Annotated in this window: 21 protein-coding genes, 1 tRNA gene and 2 pseudogenes; 19 read left to right on the top strand and 5 right to left on the bottom strand. The window is 37.2% G+C overall.

Going from position 1 to position 19,824, the window contains the following annotated elements; genetic code table 11:
- Window positions 1-40: 40 nt before the first annotated feature.
- The 9 genes from lepB (at window position 41) to ASF86_RS09555 (ending at window position 6,356) form a co-directional block, all read left to right on the top strand.
- The gene (gene lepB / locus ASF86_RS09595) at window positions 41-868 is read left to right on the top strand and encodes a signal peptidase I (RefSeq protein ID WP_056481432.1); all 828 of its coding nucleotides are present in this window, start codon (window positions 41-43) and stop codon (window positions 866-868) included.
- 24 nt (window positions 869-892) lie between these two features.
- Window positions 893-1,267, top strand: a complete 375-nt coding sequence (locus tag ASF86_RS09590) for a DUF4845 domain-containing protein (RefSeq protein ID WP_056481431.1) — start codon at window positions 893-895, stop codon at window positions 1,265-1,267.
- Entirely contained in the window at window positions 1,239-1,931 is a 693-nt protein-coding gene (gene rnc / locus ASF86_RS09585) for a ribonuclease III (protein WP_004643662.1), read from the top strand. Before ASF86_RS09590 ends, rnc begins: the two co-directional genes overlap by 29 nt.
- Window positions 1,932-1,942: 11 nt before the next feature.
- On the top strand, window positions 1,943-2,965 hold the full coding sequence (era, locus tag ASF86_RS09580) for a GTPase Era (protein WP_080028321.1): 1,023 nt from the start codon (window positions 1,943-1,945) through the stop codon (window positions 2,963-2,965).
- 17 nt (window positions 2,966-2,982) lie between these two features.
- Entirely contained in the window at window positions 2,983-3,186 is a 204-nt protein-coding gene (locus tag ASF86_RS09575; protein WP_004790744.1) for an NF038104 family lipoprotein, read from the top strand.
- A gap of 9 nt (window positions 3,187-3,195) precedes the next feature.
- Window positions 3,196-3,909, top strand: a complete 714-nt coding sequence (gene recO / locus ASF86_RS09570) for a DNA repair protein RecO (RefSeq protein ID WP_056481428.1) — start codon at window positions 3,196-3,198, stop codon at window positions 3,907-3,909.
- 13 nt (window positions 3,910-3,922) lie between these two features.
- A complete protein-coding gene (gene pdxJ, locus ASF86_RS09565; RefSeq protein WP_016137382.1) occupies window positions 3,923-4,648 on the top strand; it encodes a pyridoxine 5'-phosphate synthase in 726 nt (241 codons plus the stop codon).
- Window positions 4,649-4,654: 6 nt separating this feature from the next.
- A complete protein-coding gene (locus ASF86_RS09560; RefSeq protein ID WP_003650317.1) occupies window positions 4,655-5,299 on the top strand; it encodes a tRNA-(ms[2]io[6]A)-hydroxylase in 645 nt (214 codons plus the stop codon).
- Window positions 5,300-5,597: 298 nt separating this feature from the next.
- Window positions 5,598-6,356 carry an SDR family oxidoreductase gene (locus ASF86_RS09555; RefSeq protein ID WP_056481425.1) on the top strand — a complete coding sequence of 253 codons (759 nt, stop codon included), beginning with the start codon at window positions 5,598-5,600 and terminating at the stop codon, window positions 6,354-6,356.
- Between the two features lie 186 nt (window positions 6,357-6,542).
- Here the strand turns inward: ASF86_RS09555 and ASF86_RS09550 are convergent.
- A tRNA-Asn gene (locus ASF86_RS09550) sits at window positions 6,543-6,618 on the bottom strand.
- A 144-nt stretch (window positions 6,619-6,762) separates the two neighbouring features.
- Here ASF86_RS09550 and ASF86_RS19640 point away from each other — a divergent pair.
- Both ASF86_RS19640 and ASF86_RS09545 read left to right on the top strand, forming a co-directional pair.
- Window positions 6,763-6,867: pseudogene (locus tag ASF86_RS19640) on the top strand (hypothetical protein); the annotation flags it as partial.
- 41 nt (window positions 6,868-6,908) lie between these two features.
- Window positions 6,909-7,340 carry a hypothetical protein gene (locus tag ASF86_RS09545; RefSeq protein ID WP_056481422.1) on the top strand — a complete coding sequence of 144 codons (432 nt, stop codon included), beginning with the start codon at window positions 6,909-6,911 and terminating at the stop codon, window positions 7,338-7,340.
- Between the two features lie 15 nt (window positions 7,341-7,355).
- Here the strand turns inward: ASF86_RS09545 and ASF86_RS09540 are convergent, their stop codons facing one another.
- Window positions 7,356-7,793, bottom strand: coding sequence for a PaaI family thioesterase (locus ASF86_RS09540; protein ID WP_056481419.1), 438 nt, complete (start codon window positions 7,791-7,793; stop codon window positions 7,356-7,358).
- Window positions 7,794-7,979: 186 nt separating this feature from the next.
- Between ASF86_RS09540 and ASF86_RS09535 the strand changes: the two genes are divergently transcribed.
- Complete coding sequence (locus tag ASF86_RS09535) at window positions 7,980-8,396, top strand: GFA family protein (protein WP_056481418.1); 417 nt, start codon at window positions 7,980-7,982, stop codon at window positions 8,394-8,396.
- An 87-nt stretch (window positions 8,397-8,483) separates the two neighbouring features.
- Here the strand turns inward: ASF86_RS09535 and ASF86_RS09530 are convergent, their stop codons facing one another.
- Window positions 8,484-9,719 (bottom strand): pyridoxal phosphate-dependent aminotransferase, encoded by a 1,236-nt coding sequence (locus ASF86_RS09530; RefSeq protein ID WP_056481413.1) that lies wholly within the window; start codon window positions 9,717-9,719, stop codon window positions 8,484-8,486.
- 207 nt (window positions 9,720-9,926) lie between these two features.
- Here ASF86_RS09530 and ASF86_RS09525 point away from each other — a divergent pair, with 207 nt between their 5' ends.
- Window positions 9,927-10,106: a hypothetical protein gene (locus tag ASF86_RS09525; RefSeq protein WP_045429644.1), complete on the top strand. Its 180-nt coding sequence runs from the start codon at window positions 9,927-9,929 to the stop codon at window positions 10,104-10,106.
- A gap of 32 nt (window positions 10,107-10,138) precedes the next feature.
- Here the strand turns inward: ASF86_RS09525 and ASF86_RS09520 are convergent.
- Both ASF86_RS09520 and ASF86_RS09515 read right to left on the bottom strand, forming a co-directional pair.
- Window positions 10,139-11,575 (bottom strand): annotated as a pseudogene (locus ASF86_RS09520) (diguanylate cyclase domain-containing protein); the annotation flags it as partial.
- A 175-nt stretch (window positions 11,576-11,750) separates the two neighbouring features.
- The gene (locus tag ASF86_RS09515; RefSeq protein WP_005045867.1) at window positions 11,751-12,542 is read right to left on the bottom strand and encodes a hypothetical protein; all 792 of its coding nucleotides are present in this window, start codon (window positions 12,540-12,542) and stop codon (window positions 11,751-11,753) included.
- A gap of 180 nt (window positions 12,543-12,722) precedes the next feature.
- Between ASF86_RS09515 and uvrB the strand changes: the two genes are divergently transcribed.
- The 6 genes from uvrB to ASF86_RS09485 all read left to right on the top strand — a co-directional run bounded on the left by uvrB (window position 12,723) and on the right by ASF86_RS09485 (window position 19,718).
- Window positions 12,723-14,744: an excinuclease ABC subunit UvrB gene (uvrB, locus tag ASF86_RS09510; RefSeq protein WP_005038916.1), complete on the top strand. Its 2,022-nt coding sequence runs from the start codon at window positions 12,723-12,725 to the stop codon at window positions 14,742-14,744.
- Window positions 14,745-14,837: 93 nt separating this feature from the next.
- On the top strand, window positions 14,838-15,425 hold the full coding sequence (locus ASF86_RS09505) for a lipocalin family protein (RefSeq protein WP_004643647.1): 588 nt from the start codon (window positions 14,838-14,840) through the stop codon (window positions 15,423-15,425).
- 110 nt (window positions 15,426-15,535) lie between these two features.
- Window positions 15,536-16,483 (top strand): EamA family transporter RarD, encoded by a 948-nt coding sequence (gene rarD, locus ASF86_RS09500; protein ID WP_080027583.1) that lies wholly within the window; start codon window positions 15,536-15,538, stop codon window positions 16,481-16,483.
- A 216-nt stretch (window positions 16,484-16,699) separates the two neighbouring features.
- On the top strand, window positions 16,700-18,157 hold the full coding sequence (locus tag ASF86_RS09495) for a glyceraldehyde-3-phosphate dehydrogenase (protein ID WP_056481408.1): 1,458 nt from the start codon (window positions 16,700-16,702) through the stop codon (window positions 18,155-18,157).
- A gap of 149 nt (window positions 18,158-18,306) precedes the next feature.
- Window positions 18,307-19,032: a hypothetical protein gene (locus ASF86_RS09490; RefSeq protein WP_056481405.1), complete on the top strand. Its 726-nt coding sequence runs from the start codon at window positions 18,307-18,309 to the stop codon at window positions 19,030-19,032.
- 11 nt (window positions 19,033-19,043) lie between these two features.
- The gene (locus tag ASF86_RS09485; RefSeq protein ID WP_003650344.1) at window positions 19,044-19,718 is read left to right on the top strand and encodes a hypothetical protein; all 675 of its coding nucleotides are present in this window, start codon (window positions 19,044-19,046) and stop codon (window positions 19,716-19,718) included.
- Window positions 19,719-19,824 lie beyond the last annotated feature (106 nt).

Here is a 19,824-nt window from a genome sequence, read left to right as displayed (position 1 = left end):
CCCACTTTAAGACAAGCAGCTAGGCTGCGAGTGAGGTCGTGTGGATTTTGATTTTAATTTAATTCTTGTTCCAGTTACGCTGATTCTATTTGCAGTGTGGTTGTTAGATAAATTTGTATTCAAACAGCGTGCAAATAAAGGGCGCGGGAACGAAAATTTTGTTATTACATGGGCCTATGACTTTTGGCCAGTTTTAGCTGTAGTACTTGTACTTCGTTCATTTCTTTATGAACCATTTAATATTCCATCAGACTCTATGGTACCCACTTTAGAAACTGGTGATTTTATTCTGGTTAATAAATTTGATTATGGTGTGCGTTTACCTATCGTCAATAAGAAAATTATTGATGTAGGAGAACCAAAGCGTGGTGATGTGATTGTATTCCGTTATCCACCTCAACCTACCATTAGCTATATTAAACGTGTAATCGGTTTGCCGGGTGATCATCTTGTTTATGATCATGGACAATTGATTATTAACGGACAAAAAGTACCGAAAGTATTAACACAGTTTAGTCGCGAAAAAGATGTGTTAGATACCCCAACGTCTATTTATCATAAAGAGACAGTAGGTGAGCACACCTTTACGATGCGTGAACTTGAAGGCGTAAATGTGGCGCGTCAAGCACCGTTTATCAACTATGTTGAAAATGGTAAATATGCAAACCAAGACGGTTTATATTGGGAAGTGACTGTTCCAAAAGGACATTACTTTGCAATGGGAGATAACCGTGATCAAAGTGCAGACAGTCGTTTCTGGGGCTTCGTTCCTGAAGAAAATTTAACAGGGCGAGCATTCTATGTGTGGATGCATAAAGAACCGGGTTTACATCTTCCTAACTTTGGCCGAAATGGAAAAATAGATTAAAAACAACCATTAGGAAAAAAAGAAATGCGTAAGGCACAACAAGGTACTTCGTATTTAGCAATTTTATTTGGGGTGGTTATATTTGCAGTTGCAGTAAAAACTGTACTTGCAGTTTGGCCAGCATATTGGGATGATCGATTGATTAATAATCAAATAGAAGAGCTTTTGCGAGAAAGCTCTTCTGAGATCACACCACGGAAGTTTGTGACACAAATGGATCAGCGACTGGAAATGAACAATATTCGTGATCTTCATTTTAAAGAGATTGCGCAAGTGTTTAATGAGTCTGGTCTGACAGTCAAAAAGAAATATGAAGTAAGAAAACCTTTCTTATCAAATATTGATTTAGTTTTAACATTTGAGAAGAGTTTTGATAAAACATCAGTTCAAACTAAGTGATCCTCGCTTATTGAGTCGCATAGGATATCAATTCAAGCAGCTTGAGTTGTTACAGTTAGCTTTGACTCATCGTTCGGTGAGTCATAAATATAATTACGAGCGCTTGGAGTTTTTAGGCGATTCATTATTAGGCATGATTGTTGCCAATTATCTATATCATGCCTATCCCAATGAAAACGAAGGTCGCCTAACGCGTATGCGAGCGACTTTAGTTCGTCAGGAAGCTTTAGGTAAGATTGCAACCGATTTGCAACTTAGTCGGTGTTTAATATTAAGTACGGGTGAATTGAAATCTGGTGGTCATCATCGTGAGTCAATATTGGCTGACACGGTAGAAGCGATTATTGGTGCAATTTATATTGATAGTGGTGATCTCAACTTACTTACAGATATTGTGCTAAAATGGTATGTACCCTATTTAGACCATATTGAACCTACGGATCAACTTAAAGACCCGAAATCACGTTTACAAGAGTATCTACAAGCACGTAAAAAACCTCTCCCTGTTTACGAGGTTGTAGATATTCAGGGTGATGCACCTCACCAGCACTTTAAAGTTGAATGTTTGATAGATGGGTTATCAAAGATTTATGGTGAGGGTTCAAGTCGTCGTTTTGCCGAGCAGGCAGCAGCGGCGGAAATTTTAAAGTTATTGGAGCAATAACCTGCATGTCGATGCATTCTGATCAAATCAATCCAGATTCAAATGATAACCAAGATCCTAATAATCTGATTGATCAATTTTTTAGTTCCAAAGGCGTAACAATTCCTTCGGATTTTAAGAGCGGATTTGTGGCGATTGTAGGACGTCCAAATGTGGGTAAATCTACCCTCATGAACCATTTATTAGGTCAAAAGCTCTCGATTACTTCGCGTAAACCCCAAACAACACGCCATAAAATTATTGGTATTGATTCGCGTGAAAAAATGCAGGCGGTATATGTAGATACCCCAGGTATGCATAAAAAAGAAGTACGCGCTATTAATAAAATGATGAACCGCGCAGCTCATTCTGCATTACGTGACGTCAATTTGGTCTTATTTGTTATTGATGCTTATAAGTGGACCCCAAATGATGACTTAGTGCTTGAAAAACTTAAGAATGCTGAAATGCCAGTTATCTTGGTGATTAATAAGGCTGATACTTTTGAAGATAAAAGAGATATTCTTCCTTTAATTCAAGAGCGTGCCAAGCTTATGAATTTTGCCGAGATTGTTCCTGTATCTGCATTACGCGGAGCAAATCTGGAACACTTGAGTGAAACGATTGAGAAGTATCTTCCTTATCAAGCGCCTTTGTATTCATTTGATCAGATTACTGACCGTTCTGAACGCTTTTTAGCTAGCGAAATTATTCGTGAAAAAATCATGCGTCAGTTAGGTGAAGAGCTTCCTTATGATTTAACAGTACAAATTGAATCTTTCAAAACGGAAGAGGCTGCTGTTAATGAAAAAACTGGTCGTTTAAAACCAGCTTGTACCTATATTGATGCAACGATTTTTGTAGATCGTGCGGGCCAGAAAGCGATTGTGATTGGTGAAAAAGGTGCCAAGCTTAAAACAATCGGTATGGATGCTCGAAAAGACATGGAAAAGATGTTTGAGCAAAAAATTATGCTCACACTTTGGGTAAAAGTGAAGGGTGGCTGGTCTGATGATGAGCGTGCCTTAAAAAGCTTAGGATATAGTGATATCTAAAGGATAAGGATACTGGTATGAAAACAATTACATCATTGGTCGCTATAATTGGATGTACATTGATGTTACAAGGTTGTGTATATAAGCTTGTAACCGTACCAGTAGGTATCGCTTATAAAACTACAAAAGGTGTTGTTAAAGGTACAGCGGCTGTTGTTGGGGCGGTAATTCCTGACGGTGATGATGAGGATGACAAAAAAGAAAAAGAATCTGAGGAATAGTTTCTTTTTATGATGCGCAATGAAGTCCTCCATGGATATATGATTCATCACCGTAAGTACCGTGAAAAAAGTCATATTGTGCATCTTTTTACTCAGGAGTATGGGCGAGTCGATGGTATTTTAAGACAGACTCCGCCGCCTCAGTATCAACCTATCCGATTGCAAGCAACTGGTAAAAGTGAGCTGAAGAACTTTACTAAGTTAGAAATATTAAATCAGCCTGTTTTCTTTTTTGGTGACGCCTTTTTTGCCGGATTTTATTTAAGTGAAATCATTCTTCGGCTATGTCCACTAGAAGAGGCAATGCCTCAATCTTTTGAGCAATATCAGTTAACTCTATTGCAGTTACAGCAGCTCGCTTCTAATGATCAGCCCGATCTTTTTTTAAGACAGATATTACGCCAGTTCGAACATGTGCTTTTGCCTGAACTTGGGTACGCGCTTGATTTTTCAATTGATACTCAGCAGCAGCCAATACAGGCTCATCAGTTTTATCAATTTCAAGTGACCGAAGGTTTTGCCCCTGTTGCGCAGGCGAGTCGTTCCTCTTTGTCAGGAAAAGCGATTTTGTCTATGGTGGATTATGAGCAAGGGCAGGATTTTTCTCACGAACAATTACAATTATTAGGTAAACTATACCGTCAAATGATTACATCGCTTTTAGGAGATCGTCCCCTAAAAAGTCGACAATTGTGGATTCAAAATACTCAAACTCAATCGTAATTAGGATTTATTTATGGCTGCATTGCTTGGTGTAAACATAGACCATGTTGCTACTTTAAGACAGGCGCGCGGTACTACTTACCCAGACCCTGTAGAAGCTGCTCTCATTTGTGAACAAGCTGGTGCAGAGGGGATTACCTTACATTTGCGTGAAGACCGTCGCCATATTCAGGATGATGACGTACGCCGCATGCGTCCATTATTAAAAACACGCATGAATCTAGAGTTGGCTGTTACTGATGAAATGGTCGAGTTTGCGAAAGAAATTCAGCCACAGCATGTATGCTTCGTTCCTGAAAGACGCCAAGAAGTAACAACTGAAGGTGGTTTGGATGTAGTAGGTAACTTTGAAAAAGTTAAAGCTGCAACTCAGACTTTAGCTGCTATTGGTTGTGACGTATCATTATTTATTGATGCTGATCTAGCTCAAATTGATGCAGCAGTTGCATGTGGCGCACCTACGATTGAGTTGCACACGGGTGCATATGCGGATGCGGCAACAGAGCAAGATCAACAGGCTGAGTTGGCGCGTATTATTAAAGGTGTTGAATACGCAGCTTCAAAAGGTTTGGTGGTAAATGCTGGTCATGGCCTTAACCTTAAAAATATTGCTCCAATTGCTGCTATTTCACAAATTCATGAGTTAAACATTGGGCATTCAATTATTGCGGATAGCATTTTTGTAGGCCTTGTTCAAGCTGTCAAAGATATGAAAGCAGCAATTCAGGTGGCAGGGTAATTGGTTATGTCGAGTATCAATTACGATGAGTTAATGCAACCTGTCTTGGCCTTTTTAGGATGTCAAACGCCAAAGGCATGGCTGGATGAGGCGATCAATAATTTAGATATCTTGATGCAAGATCATGCTAACTGCGAAAAAAAAGCAGCTAGTACAGCAATGAACTTAATGTTCCGCTATAGCTTTTTCCCTGATTTGCAAGTGAAGCTTGCACAACTGGTACGGGAAGAAATGCTCCATTATGAACAGGTGCTTGAGCTAATGGCCAAGCGTGGTCAGAAATGGGATGGCTTAAGTGCAGGGCGCTATGCAGGTGGGTTGCGTAAAGAAATCCGTACTTATGAACCAGAAGCTTTAATTGATGTACTTGTGGTAGGTGCTTTTGTTGAGGCTCGCTCATGCGAACGTTTTCATGCACTTGCCCCACGCGTAGATGAAGAGTTGGGGCGCTATTATCGCTATTTGCTTAAGTCAGAGTCTCGTCATTTTGAAGACTATTTGGCACTTGCACTCGATGTTGCAAAAACTGCAAAAATGAAAAATCCTAAAGAGGATATTCAGCAGCGCATTGAGCATATTCGTGAGGTTGAAAAGAACTTGATTTTAACACCTGATGATACCTTCCGTTTTCACAGCGGCGTGCCTGCATAATCAAAAAAGTTGTAAATAAAAAAGTTTATCTTTCTAGGTAAACTTTTTTATTTTAACCCTTTAATTTTTAATTACTTTTATAAGATATTTTAGTTTGGGATATATTGTATAGAGTCTTGTACAGTTTTCATAAGTCACATTTATATAATTCATATTCCTTGAATATCGTTATCCATAATTAAATTTTTTAGAAAAATCTTTTATTTTTTAAAGTAATAACGAATATTATGTAAATATAAAGATAGGTTTGTTCATAATCGGTTCAACTAAAGTAGTCGAATATTTTAAGGATATAAGAATGTTAGCATTAGTTACAGGCGCTTCTGCGGGTTTTGGTTATAGTATTTCAAAAAAACTGATTGATTTAGGTTATAAAGTTATTGGATGTGGAAGACGAGTAGAAAAACTAAAAGAATTACAGCAAGAGCTTGGTGAAAAATTCTATCCACTCGTATTTGATATGACAGATACAGTAGAAAATATAAATAAAGCATTGGTTGATTTACCAGCCGAATTCCAAATCAGTCAAATTGATTTATTGGTTAACAATGCCGGATTAGCATTAGGCCTAGAGCCAGCAGATAAATCAGATTTGGATGATTGGTACACCATGGTAGATACCAATATTAAAGGGTTGATTACCGTTACGCGGCTAATTTTACCGAATATGGTGAAGAAAAAGTCCGGTTTAATCATCAATATGGGATCAATTGCAGGTACATACCCATATCCGGGTGGTAATGTTTATGGTGCAACCAAAGCATTTGTAGAGCAATTTAGTTTAAATCTTCGAGCTGACCTGTCAGGTACAGGCATCCGAGTGACTAATATTGAGCCAGGTCTTTGTGGTGGTACAGAATTTTCTTTGGTGCGTTTTAAGGGCGATCAGGATAAGGTAAATAGTCTGTATGATAAAAAGAACCCAATCTTGCCTGAAGATATTGCAAATACGGTAGCGTGGGTCGCATCACAACCTCCACATATTAATATTAACCGTATTGAAATGATGCCGACTTCTCAGTCTTTTAATCCCCTAAAAGTTGTTGAGGTAGAGTAATAAGATTCAGAATGAGCCGATAGTGAGTTTATAGATGCTATGTCCTTTGAATTTTGATTCGGACATTGAATGAAATTAATAGATTAATAATTAAATCCTCTATGTTGTGATAGGGGATTTTTTATAGTTATGGGTAAATTTATGGCAAAAAAAAGCCCGCTTTAATGCTGCGGGCTTTTTAGTATTTGGCTCTCCCACCTGGGCTCGAACCAGGGACCTGCGGATTAACAGTCCGTCGCTCTACCGACTGAGCTATGGGAGAATCTGCATGCGATTATAAGGAGATTTTGAGAAGGGTCAAGTGAAAATCGCCATGTTTCCTTCATTTTTGTGTTGTATGCTTTTTATTTGATCAGTTGATCAGTTGATCAGTTGATCAGTTGATCAGTTGATCAGTTGATCAGTTGATCAGTTGAGCGGTGAGCTGAGAAATTACTTGCGCTTTAAAAATTCAATTGCTAGATTCAAAACAGAACAAGCGTTTGAAGAAATTCAAACAGTGTGGATTTAAACCAACTTGCCAGCACTAAAATGGCTAAATCGGAGATAAGTATGAAAACACTTACTATTGCCTCTATTTTTTCTAATTTTGATTTTTATCAACGCAATTATCTTAATATCTTAATTCGATCAGAATCTTATTACACATCTGTAGAGGGTGCGTCGATTGATGCTTATCCTTTTAAAAAGAAGGACTTGTACTTAGGTGATTTATTACAGCTTTGGTTCAGTTCTAAATGGAATGTACATAGTTCACTAAAAGTTTTAAAAAGTTCAAAAGCATTAGATCAATCTAAACCCCTATATATTTTTCAATTAGAAGGGGAGTTACTGCTGGGCAAAAATAAAGTTCTAGCTTGGTCTACTGAACATCAAGAAGTTATAGAACTTCAACTTAAAAATATTTGGGCACCTTATGTAGTGGCTCAAACTTGTGATCGTCCAGATAATCCAGATCACTCAATAAAAAAGGCAGCGGTTTAAGGCTGCCTTTTATGACTATGAACGAATAATCATGCAGGTTGCTGTTGCATAGGCATAAAGTTTACCTTCCTCATCAATAATCTTTCCTTCGGAAATTCCTAAGTTTTTACTTATGTTAATGACTTTGCCTGTTGCAATTAAAGGATGGTTTTTTGGAATAGGGCGGCACATTTTTACGTTAAGATCGATTGTTCCGTAACCTACACCAGTAGGTAACATCGTATGTACTGCACAGCCAGTCACAGAGTCTAAAACTGTAGCCGCAAAACCACCATGTACGCCCCCTAGCGGATTTAGATGATTATGATCTGCTTGCGCTTTAAAAGTAACAGAACCTTCTGAAATTTCAGTAGGTTGCATAGGTATGGTTTTACTAATACTTGCTGCTGGAATATGGCCATCAATCATCGCTTGTAAAAATTCAAGACCAGTCATTTCCATGGGATTTTTCATTTTTGAGTCCTTTAATTTTATAAGTTCTTAAATGGAACTTAATTTTAAATTATGATGTAAAAGTACTATTGTCAAGTTAGAAAAATGAAGTGATAAGTTCAATTATAGTTTACAAACTTGTAAATTTTAATTAGACAGAATATTTTATGAAATTAAAAATATAAAACTTATCAATGGGAAATAATAATGAACGGTCAATGTTTATGTGGTAAGACTACATTTGAGGTAGAGCTAAAAAATCATGATGTGCATGTTTGTCATTGTTCGATGTGCCGCCGACAAACTAGTGGTGTTATTATGACGATTGATGTTGTACAAGGTAGTCTAAAGTTTATTCAACAAGAGCATCTGAGTATTTTTAACTCTTCTGAGTGGGGCGAAAGAGGCTTTTGCAACGCTTGTGGAACTACAATTTTTTGGAGAACTAAGGATCAAGGCTACTGCAACATTAATGCATTTTCTTTAGATGAACCCGTAGATGACTTAAAGTTAGATCTGGAAATTTTTGTTGATTCAAAACCTGGTTTTTATGCCTTTAAAAATAATACAAAAAAAATGACTGAAGCCGAGGTCATGGCTTTATTTAATTCTGCTGAGTCATAAATAGTAGCTACGAATAAAATTTTTAATCTTCTATTCATAAAAAAGAGGCCTCAACTTGAAGTTGAAGCCTCTTTTTAAAATTATAAATTACTTAGCTGTTTTTTCAGCTTCAATAGAAGCAATTGCAGCATCTACGCCTTCAATTGAGTCAGCAGCTTTTTTGATACGTGCTAACGCATCAACGAGTACTTCGTCAGCTGTTGCATATGAAATACGCATAAAACCGCCTAGACCAAATGCATCACCAGGCACTACTGCTACACCAGTTTCTTCTAGTAACCATTCAGAGAATTCTGTGCAAGATTTTAAGCCTTTTGCACGAATAAGAGGGCGAATGTTTGCATAGGCATAGAAAGCACCATCAGCAGGCAAGCAAGAAATACCTTTGATTTCATTCAAGCCATTAACAACTAAGTCATGACGGCGTTTGAACGCTTTAATCATTGGTTGAAGTACGTCTTGAGGACCATTCAATGCAGCTTCAGCAGCAACTTGTGAAATAGAAGTTGGGTTTGAAGTTGATTGAGACTGGATTTTTTTCATTGCGCCAATGATTTTTGCTGGGCCGGCTGCATAGCCAATACGCCAACCTGTCATTGCATATGCTTTAGAAACACCATTTAAAACAATCGTACGATCATATAAATCTGGAGCAACAGTTGCGATGTTGTAGAACTCATCTTCCCAACGAATTGGTTCATACATATCGTCAGATGCAACAAACACTTGTGGGTGGCGACGTAATACTTCAGCTAAAGCTTCTAATTCAGCTTTGCTATAGATCATTCCTGTCGGGTTAGATGGGCTGTTTAATACAACTAAACGAGTGTTAGGAGTAATAGCCGCTTCTAATTGTTCAGGAGTGATTTTGAAACGTTGGTCTTCGCCACATTTCACAATGACTGGAGTACCTTCAGCAATAATGACCATATCTGGATAGCTTACCCAGAAAGGTGCTGGAATGATAACTTCATCGCCTTTGTTTAATAGAGCAAGAGCCAAGTTAAAGAAGCTTTGCTTACCACCACATGAAACCAAAATCTGATTCGCTTGATAATCAAGATTATTATCACGTTTAAATTTAGCAATAATTGCTTTTTTTAATCCAGGAGTACCATCTACAGCCGTATATTTGGTGAAACCATTATTAATCGCTTCAATTGCAGCATCTTTGATGTGTTGAGGGGTATCAAAGTCTGGTTCGCCAGCACCTAAACCAATCACATTCTTGCCAGCAGCTTTAAGTTCAGCAGCTTTGTTGGTTACAGCAAGTGTAGGGGACGGTTTGATGGCATTGACACGATCAGAAAGACGTACGTCCACGGCAATATTCCTCTTATGGGATTAAAAAATAAAAAGCATACTATCTTATCGCAAAAATTAAGTAATTTGCGGATGTGAACCTTTTCAGATGTAAAAAAGTTTAGTTTAGTAATCATCTTAAGCAATATTTATTCAATTGAAGCTTTTTTAGAAAGAAATGAGAAAATCATTTATAATAGGTCGCAATCGAAATTTCGAGAATGAATCATGACTGAGCAACAGCCAAAACAGAAAAAGGCTTTGGTGAAATTGCCATTCCCAATGCCGAATGATAGCAATGCAGCCGACGACGCGGTACACAACCAAGTACGTCCAAAACCAGAGCAATACGCAGATAGAACGTGGATGCCTCCGCGTGGTACTCGTCGTTCTATGGGAAAACGCTAATCTCGAAAACAGGCAATATGCCTGTTTTTTTATTGATTAAATAAAATTTCCTGATAATAGCTTTTTTTCTTTTGGTACATGTGATGGTCAGCTCGCTTCAACATGTCCTCAATTTGTTCATTTGCTTGAGTTGTTGCATGTCCAATTGCAATACTAATTGGGTGGCTTGAATAATATTGATTGTCGATATTAAAAAGCTCTTGGATGGTTTGAAGCATAATTAGAACATTCGCCTCATCTGCCCCCGGCATTAAAATCACGAATTCATCGCCACCTATTCTAGAAGCCGTATATGCTGTATTTAAAATAGCCTGACTTAAAATATTTCCGACGCGGCGCAATAAGCCATCCCCAATATCATGACCAAACTGATCATTTGTTTCTTTTAATCCATTCATATCTAAGAAAATTGAAGAAACAGGTCGGATAATACTTCGGTTTAAACGATTAAGTTCCTCTGTAAAAAAAGCGCGATTATATAGTTTGGTCAGGACATCGTGTTGCCCCAAATATTCAAGATAGTTTTCTGCTTTTTTTCGCGCCGTAATATCGGTAAGTGCAACCTGTACCAGTCCCCAAGTGTCTTCATAACCCGGAAAAACGGTAAATTGAAGCAATACATTTCTTATTTGCCCATCTAAGGCATAGTTAATCGCTTCACGCTTATGGTGAATATTACCTTGCCATAATTCGATGAGTTGTTCACGAAAAGTTTCAATCATCTCTTCAGAAAAAATTTTATGTGTATTTCTTAAAAGTGTCGACTTATCCGGAGCCTTAAATAAATCAAGAGTTGCCTGATTAACATCTAAAATCAGAATATCTTCTACACACTGACGGACAAATTCAGGATGGACATCTAGAAACGTTCTAAAATCTTCAATACCTAATAACCTGAGTTGATCAATTCTATTTTTTATACGGCTGAAATCTTCGACCCAAAGAGAAGTGGGAGAATAGATAAACATAGACTCAGCTAATCGACGATTTTTTGCTTCCTCACGAAGTGCATTTTGATAGGGTGTAATGTCTTCGGTGGTAATTAATACACGCTCAAAGGTCGATTCAGAGCCGGGTAAAATTGAGCCTCTTAGCTGAACATCAATACGTTTGCCTGATAAGGTGTAATTTACGGTCGTACTTGAAAAGTGAGTTTTACCATTCCATAGTTCTTCAAGCTCAAAAATATGAGATTCGAACATTTCTTTTTTAAAAATAAGATTTAAATTCGAATATAGCTCTTCGTGAGTTTTGGCTTCAAAAAGTTCTAATGTTTTTTGATTAACACGAACGATTTTAATTTTATGTGCACATTCACTGATTAAGTTTTTATTTTCACTTAAAAATTCATGGAGGTTTTCAATACCTTGATTTCTCCATAAATCAAATTGTTGTTTAACTTCACTGAAATCCTCAATCCACATTGGAATTGGGCTAAGGTCAAAAATTGAAGAATCTAAAGTTTCCATATGTTTCTTTAAGTATTCAGTTTGCCTTAAAGTATAATGAGAAAAATTAAGATTTGGGAAGCTAAAGAACTTAAATCTATTAGAATAATTAAAAATATAAAGATTAAATGTAAGTAAAAATAAAATAATGAGAAAGCAGATATTATCTGCTTAGCTCATAAATTTATAAGAAAAATTAACGATTAATAGGGTGGTCAATATTCTTTTCACCACGCCAGAGTTTGATAAAGTCTTGCTCGTCAAAATCATAAAGTTCCATGAGTGCAACCACAGCACTTACAAAAATCATGGCACCCTCTGAGTTTCCGTGCAGGTCAAAAATTTTACCATTGAGCTTTCCTAAAATATCACTCAGCTCATGATCACGGCCTCGGCCATAACGATCCCGAGGGTATAGCTCTTCATTTAAAACAATAAGAGCAATGGCTTTTTCGGCACTTGATAAATCTGTTTTATCTAAGGCTTCTTCAAAAGATTCACTTCCATGATTAAAGTAAAAAATAACTTCATCATTAATGAAACTTTTTACCATCTTTTGAGTCAATGTCGGAAATTCAGAAACTGCATTATCTTCAACATACGGTTTAAAAGATTCTGGAAAGATAACGTTGTGATGAATATCTTTAAATAGTGGTGCAATTTCAGAAACTTTATAACCTGCGATGCCACAACCTAAAGCCGTGACAAAATATTTCATTTTAGGATGATTTTTTGCATATATCTTAAAATCTTCAACATAGTGCTCAATTTGTGAAAGAGGCATTTGTTGAATATGTTCATTTAAGGTGGGAATTGCAAAGCTTTGACCAGCCCAGCCGCGACCTACACCTTCAACTGCTCCGAAGTGTTGACTGGCAACGCGTGCTGCACCGCTACCGTGCTGTCCAGCAAGGTTACTTCCAAATACAAAAACTGTATCTTCGGGAAGTTCGGTTACAATACTTTCATCATGATATTGATAGGTCATGGTTATGCTTTTTATTTAATGGATAGCTTCATGTTGCAACTGATTAGGGTATTGGTCAAGTGTTAAGATGCTTAATCTTTTACATTGAATTTCCAACTCAATTTGCACTTTAAATTAAGATAAAAATCCCCATTAATGGGGGAGACGTTAAATTCAATTTTTTCATAAAGAGAGATAACTTTGAACGAAAATCAACCTTTCGATTTGGTCACTCATTATCAGCCAGCAGGTGATCAGCCACAGGCAATTGAAAAGCTGGTCAATGGTATCGAGCATGGTTTTCGTAATCAGTTATTGCTAGGGGTAACGGGCTCAGGTAAAACCTATACTATGGCAAATGTGATCGCCCAAACACAGCGACCTACAATTGTGATGGCTCATAACAAAACTTTGGCTGCCCAGCTTTATGGTGAGTTTAAATCTTTCTTCCCAAATAATGCGGTTGAATATTTTGTAAGTTATTACGATTACTACCAACCAGAAGCTTACGTTCCATCTTCGGATACGTTTATTGAAAAAGATTCAGCCATTAATGATCACATTGACCAGATGCGCTTATCAGCAACACGAGCTTTATTAGAACGTCGTGATGCAATTATTGTGGCATCGGTTTCTGCAATTTATGGTTTGGGTGACCCGAATGCTTATATGCAAATGTTGCTGCATGTGGTTGAGGGCGATCGAGTAAGCCGCGATGAAATCATCCGCCGATTGGTTGAAATGCAATATACGCGTAATGAACTTGAATTTTTACGTGGTACTTATCGCATTCGCGGCGAAATTATTGATATTTTCCCAGCAGAATCTGATCAACATGCGATTCGTATTGAACTATTTGATGATGAAGTCGATTCAATCCGTTGGTTTGACCCGCTAACTGGTAAAATGGTTCGTAAAGTTTCTCGGATAACGATTTATCCGAAAAGCCACTATGTGACACCAAAAGATCATTTGACCCGTGCTATCGATACAATTAAAGATGAATTACAAGATCAGCTCAAATTCTTCCGTGAACATGACAAATTGCTTGAAGCACAACGTATTGAACAACGGACACGTTACGATCTGGAAATGATGCAACAGTTGGGTTATACCAATGGTATCGAAAACTATTCGCGTCATTTGTCAGGACGCCCGTCTGGTGAAGCACCGCCGACTTTATTCGACTATATTCCAGAAGATGCTTTGCTCATTATTGATGAATCACACGTTACTGTTCCGCAAATTGGAGCGATGTATAAAGGTGACCGGTCACGTAAAGAAAACTTAGTGAATTATGGGTTCCGTTTGCCAAGTGCGCTTGATAACCGTCCAATGAAATTTGAAGAGTGGGAGCGTATTGTACCGACGACTATTTTTGTAAGTGCAACACCTGCTAAATATGAATTAGAAAAGTCAGACCAAATCGTTGAACAAGTGGTACGTCCAACAGGTCTAATCGACCCTGAAATTGAGATTCGTCCTGTCTTAACCCAAGTAGATGATGTTCTTTCTGAAATTAATATTCGTAAGAACTTGAATGAACGGGTATTAATTACCACTTTAACAAAGCGTATGGCAGAAGACCTGACTTCTTATTTAAAAGAATATGGCGTTAAGGTCGCTTATCTCCACTCAGATATTGATACGGTTGAACGCGTCAAAATTATTCATGAACTACGTACAGGTGTATTTGATGTTTTAGTCGGCATTAACCTGCTACGTGAAGGTCTGGATATGCCTGAAGTTTCTTTGGTTGCTATTTTAGATGCAGATAAAGAAGGCTTTTTACGTTCAGAGCGCTCACTCATTCAGACGATTGGTCGTGCTGCGCGTAATGTGAAAGGTAAAGCAATTTTATATGCTGACCGAATTACCGATTCTATGCAAAAAGCAATAGATGAAACTGATCGTCGTAGAGCCAAACAAATTGAATTTAACGAGCTGCATGGTATTACGCCACGTAGTGCTGTGCGTCAGGTTGTCAAAGAAATTGACTCGGGTGAAGTACTTTCAGACGACGAGATTGATGAAAAAGTACTTGAACAAGCACAAGCATTGAGTGCCGATGAAAGACATATTCTTTCAGATCCTAAACTGTTTAGTAAACATATTACTAAGCTTGAAAAAGATATGTTAAAGGCCTCGAAAGATTTACAGTTCGAGCAAGCAGCGCGGATACGTGATGAAATCATTCGATTAAAAGCGCAAATGTTGCAATAAACGAATACATAACGCTACATAATGTGTTTAAAAAACAAGCTACTGTAGATGTTTGAGTTCTTTTGTATTCACAACTAATCGTTGAGGGCAACAATGGCATTTCGAAATAATGTTCCGCAAGCCAGTTGGCGTTTGGCTAAAATTGCGTTGGGCGGTGTTGTTTTGGCTGGTTTAGCTGTTGGAACGTATGTCTATGCTCAGCCGAAACCTTTGCAAACCGTTTATAAAGTTGAACTGGACCGATATTTAGGTGTCTGGTATGAAGTCGCCCGTAAGCCTGCTTTTTTTCAAAAAAAATGTGCTTACAACGTATCTGCAACTTACACCTTAAATGAAAATGGAAATGTAGTTGTAGATAATCGCTGTTATGACAATAGAAAACAATTACAGCAATCTATTGGTGAAGCCTTTGTCGTAAATCCGCCATACAACACGAAATTGAAGGTGAGTTTCTTACCTGAAGCTGTGAGATGGATTCCAGTCATTCGTGGAGATTACTGGATTTTAAAAATAGATGAAGACTATCAAACTGTTTTAGTAGGAGAACCTTCTCGTAAATATCTTTGGGTGTTATCAAGAACACCTCATCCTGAACAAGAAGTGGTTGATGAATATCTAAATTATGCAAAAACATTAGGTTTTGATATTCGCGATATTATTCGCACAGAACATAAAGAATAGCTGTAGATGTCTGATTAATAAAAAACCATGTTTTTACATGGTTTTTTCTTTTTTATAGTGGATAAATCAAGTATTGTGGTGAGCTGTTTTTACTAAAGTATAAGAGGGTGATGATGTTTAAGGGCGTGAGCTTGTCTGTCATGGCATCTATCACTTTTGGTGTACTTTATTTTTATACTCAATTATTAAGTCAGCTTGATAGTGAACAGACTTTTGGATGGCGGATTATTGCAACACTACCAGTTCTCACTTTATTTATGTGGTGGAGCGGTGATTTAGGGTATATAAAAAATATCTACCAGCGTATTTTGGCAAAGCCATCTTTATTATTGTTATTAATCACAACCTCCATTTTAACTTCAGTACAACTTTGGCTGTTTTTATGGGGACCTATGCATGGGCGTGGTCTACAAGTGTCTTTAGGCTACTTTCTATTGCCGCTTGTTCTTGTCTTGGCTGGAAGTGTGCTGTATGGCGAAAAAATATCAAAATTTCAATGGGTCGCAATTATTCTTGCAGTCATTGGAGTGGGCCATGAGATCTGGCGTTTAGGAAGTATTGCTTGGGAAACTGCACTAGTTGCAGTTGGTTATTCTGCCTACTTTTTATTACGTAAGACCATTAAAACAGATAATTTAGGTGGCTTCTGGTGGGATTTAGTTATTATTCTGCCGATTGCGATTTATTTGACCCATACGGGTTTACTCCCTTATAGCAAATTTATAGACCAACCGAGTCTTGCTTTGGTCATTGTTGGGCTTGGAATTTTAAGTGCTATTGGTTTAGGAAGTTATATTCTGGCAAGTCGCTTTTTACCATTAGTCGTATTTGGACTTTTAGGATATTTAGAACCTGTATTACTTGCTCTCGCTTCTTTAGTTTTAGGGGAGAGTATTGGCCAAGAAGAATGGTTCACTTATATTCCGATCTGGTGTGCAGTCTTTGTACTCGTTTTAGAAGGTGCAGTTCACCTTTATCAGCAACGTCAAAAAGCCAAAAATTTGCAGCTTAACATCGCGAAATATCAAAAAAGATTAAAAAATGATGAGTTTGATTAGAGGGTAAGAATCTAAAAAGTAAGAAAAAGCAAAAATTTAGCTGCTTTAAACAATAAAATAATAAAAAATAATTATAGGTATTTTATGAATTTATGATGAATTTTAGGAAAATCTAATCACTAACGTCAGCTTTTGATTCATTCTTGCCAATAATTCCATTACAATTACGGGGTTTAAAAAATCACGCCTAGATATAATTAATTAGAGGACGTATCTGTGAGCAAAGACACTATCATCGCCCTGCATGCTGAACACCAAGGCCGTTGGAAAAACCGTGAAGAAATCGCGGAACGTATGATTGCATTAATCGGACAATTATACCGTGAAAAAAATATTGTCGTATCTGTTTACGGTCGCTCTTTAATTAACCGTTCTGTTATCCAAATTTTGAAAACTCACCGCCGTACACGTGTTGTAGACGTTGAGCTTTCTGTTGTAAATACATTCCCAATTTTAGAAGCTTTAGCTAAGCTTGAAAATATTGGTTCTGCAGAAGTTGATATCGGTAAACTTGCTGTTGAATATAAAGAAAAAGGCGGTGATGTTGATGCTTTTGTTGCTCAAGCAGTTGAGTCAATCAAAGGTAGCGCAACTTCTGAACAACCTAAAGATGTCGTTCTTTATGGTTTTGGTCGTATTGGCCGCATCTTGGCTCGTTTAATTATTAGCCAATCAGGTCTAGGTCGTGGTTTAAGCCTTAAAGCAATTGTTGTGCGTAAATCTTCTGATGGCGATTTAGCAAAACGTGCTTCTTTACTTCGTCGTGACTCTATTCACGGTACTTTCGCTGGCACAATCGCTGTTGATGAAGAAAACGAAGCAATCATTGCGAATGGTAACTTCATTAAAGTGATTTATGCGTCTAGCCCAAGTGAAGTTGACTATACTGAATATGGTATTTCAAACGCACTTTTAATCGACAATACTGGTAAATGGCGTGATGCTGAAGGTCTAAGCCAACACTTGAAATGCCCAGGCGTTGCACGTGTTGTATTGACTGCACCAAGTAAAGGCGAAATGAAAAACGTTGTATTTGGCGTAAACAACACAGACATCTTAGATGAAGACAAAATCATCTCTGCTGCAAGTTGTACAACAAATGCAATTACTCCAATTCTTAAAGTATTGGATGACAAATATAAAGTTCTTAATGGTCATGTTGAAACTGTTCACTCATTTACAAATGACCAGAACTTGATTGATAACTACCATAAAGCAGATCGTCGTGGTCGTGCTGCTACTTTAAACATGGTAATTACAGAAACTGGTGCAGCTAAAGCAGTTGCTAAAGCATTACCTGCATTAAAAGGTAAATTAACTGGTAACTCTGTACGTGTTCCTACACCAAACGTATCTCTTGCTATCTTGAACTTAACGCTTGATAAAGAAATTGAGCGTGAAGAAGTGAACGAATACATTCGTCAAATTTCAATTAACTCTAGCCTTCAAGGTCAAATTGGTTATACCAACTCGACTGAAGTTGTATCGAGTGACTTTATCGGTTCTCGTACTGCTGGTGTATATGATGCTCAAGCAACGATTACTTCTGGTAACCGTTTAACTGCTTATGTTTGGTACGATAACGAAGTAGGTTATAGCTGTCAGGTATTACGTATCGCTGAACAAATGTGCGGCGTAAGCTACAAAAAAATCCCAGCAGAATTGAATGCTTAAGATCATTTAACGATCTATAAAAGATTTTCACAAAAAGACCCAGTTTAGACTGGGTTTTTTTACAACCGTACAAAATATATGCTGACTATTTTTTGTAAATAAATGAGAATATGAATTAAGGAAAAAAAGAAAATAGTAAGGGATTGGAATTGTCGCAGTTTAAACGTTTGTTGGTCGTTTTTATATTCATCATTATTGCCAATTTATGTGGTGTACTCATTGCAATATGGGTCTTTAAGCATTTTAATATTTATATTCCACTGAAGAATCAGGGAGTTGCTATTGACTTGCAAGAACCCCTACAGGTTAAAGTTAAAGTACAAGATGCTTTAAATGTGGATGTAAAAGGACGGGTAAATGCCAGTATTCCAATTGATGAGCAATTAAATATTCCATTAACACAAACGTTAACTCCACGTGTTTATTTCGATAATATGGTGCCCATTAGCACAACAATTCCTGTCAAAGAAGTATTAAAAGTTGAGCAAAATTTACCAATTGATACGAAGGTTCAAGTCAGAGTTCTGGGGCGTGATATTACCTTACCGTTAAAGGGATCAATTCCATTAAAACTTGATGTTCCGATTGATATTAATGTTCCGCTTGAGCAAAAGGTTCATTTGAAATTTGATGCGCCAGTGCGGACAGTATTAAAAGAAAATTTACATATTCCTCTAAAAGCAAGATTAGATACAAATATTCCAATTGAGGGTAATTTGAGTGTCCCTGTTAAAACAGCGCTAAATGCTTCGGTTGATGTGAAAAATACTTTACCTGTGAAGATTGCAAATGGTGAGTTAAAAATTCCTCTGTCCAGTATGCGATTAAATCGGGTATTAGGTTCAGAAACGTCTCAGACGACAGCTGATCAATAGGGTGGATGGTAATGTTTCGTTCACTCAAGAGTATGCTCATCAGTTTCATTTTAATGATGATACTTGCCGCTGTTATGTTTTGGGTATATCTCAATATTCAGGCAAATGTAGTGGTTTCGGCTCATAACGCAGATATTAGTTTACCTGACTCTTTAGAAACAAAGATTCAAGTTGGCAACACTTTGCAAGTCCAATCTATTGGTAAACTTGATACAACATTGGATATAGACCGCCAACTGACTCTACCGCTAAAAGGGAAATATTTAGCAGATATCAGTTTTGCTATAGAGACGCCTGTTACAGTAAATGTTGATTACACAACGACTCTAAAAATTGATCAGGTCATGCCTCTTGAAACAACTACAGATTTAATTTATCAAAATAAGTTGTTACCTAAATTTCCACTTAAACTTGATATTCCCATAAAGTTAGATGTGCCTTTTCAGTTAAAGCGTAGTTATACCATTCCGATTAAAATTGTTTTTGATGGTCCTGTTTATTTTGAATTTGATGAGCCAGTAAATTTATCGGTTAAACATCAGTTTAAACCAAGTCTACAAGTGAATGACCCTATGGAAATGGGGAATGTCTCTTCATTTAATGCCATTATGTATAATTCGGTTCCAAAAACAAAAGCAAATCTTGATATGCAAATGACCTTACCTCTACGGAATGTTCATCCTTAAAAATTAAATAGTCATCCTGCATTTTATTTTCAATTTAGGCTGTATTTGTGGATCTAAAATGCTTCTGATGACTTAAATATAAAAACAGATCGTTATAAATAGGAAT

Source organism: Acinetobacter sp. Leaf130, assembly GCF_001423205.1.
Taxonomy (GTDB): Bacteria; Pseudomonadota; Gammaproteobacteria; order Pseudomonadales; family Moraxellaceae; genus Acinetobacter; species Acinetobacter calcoaceticus.
This window is presented reverse-complemented; position numbering and strand designations above follow the sequence as displayed.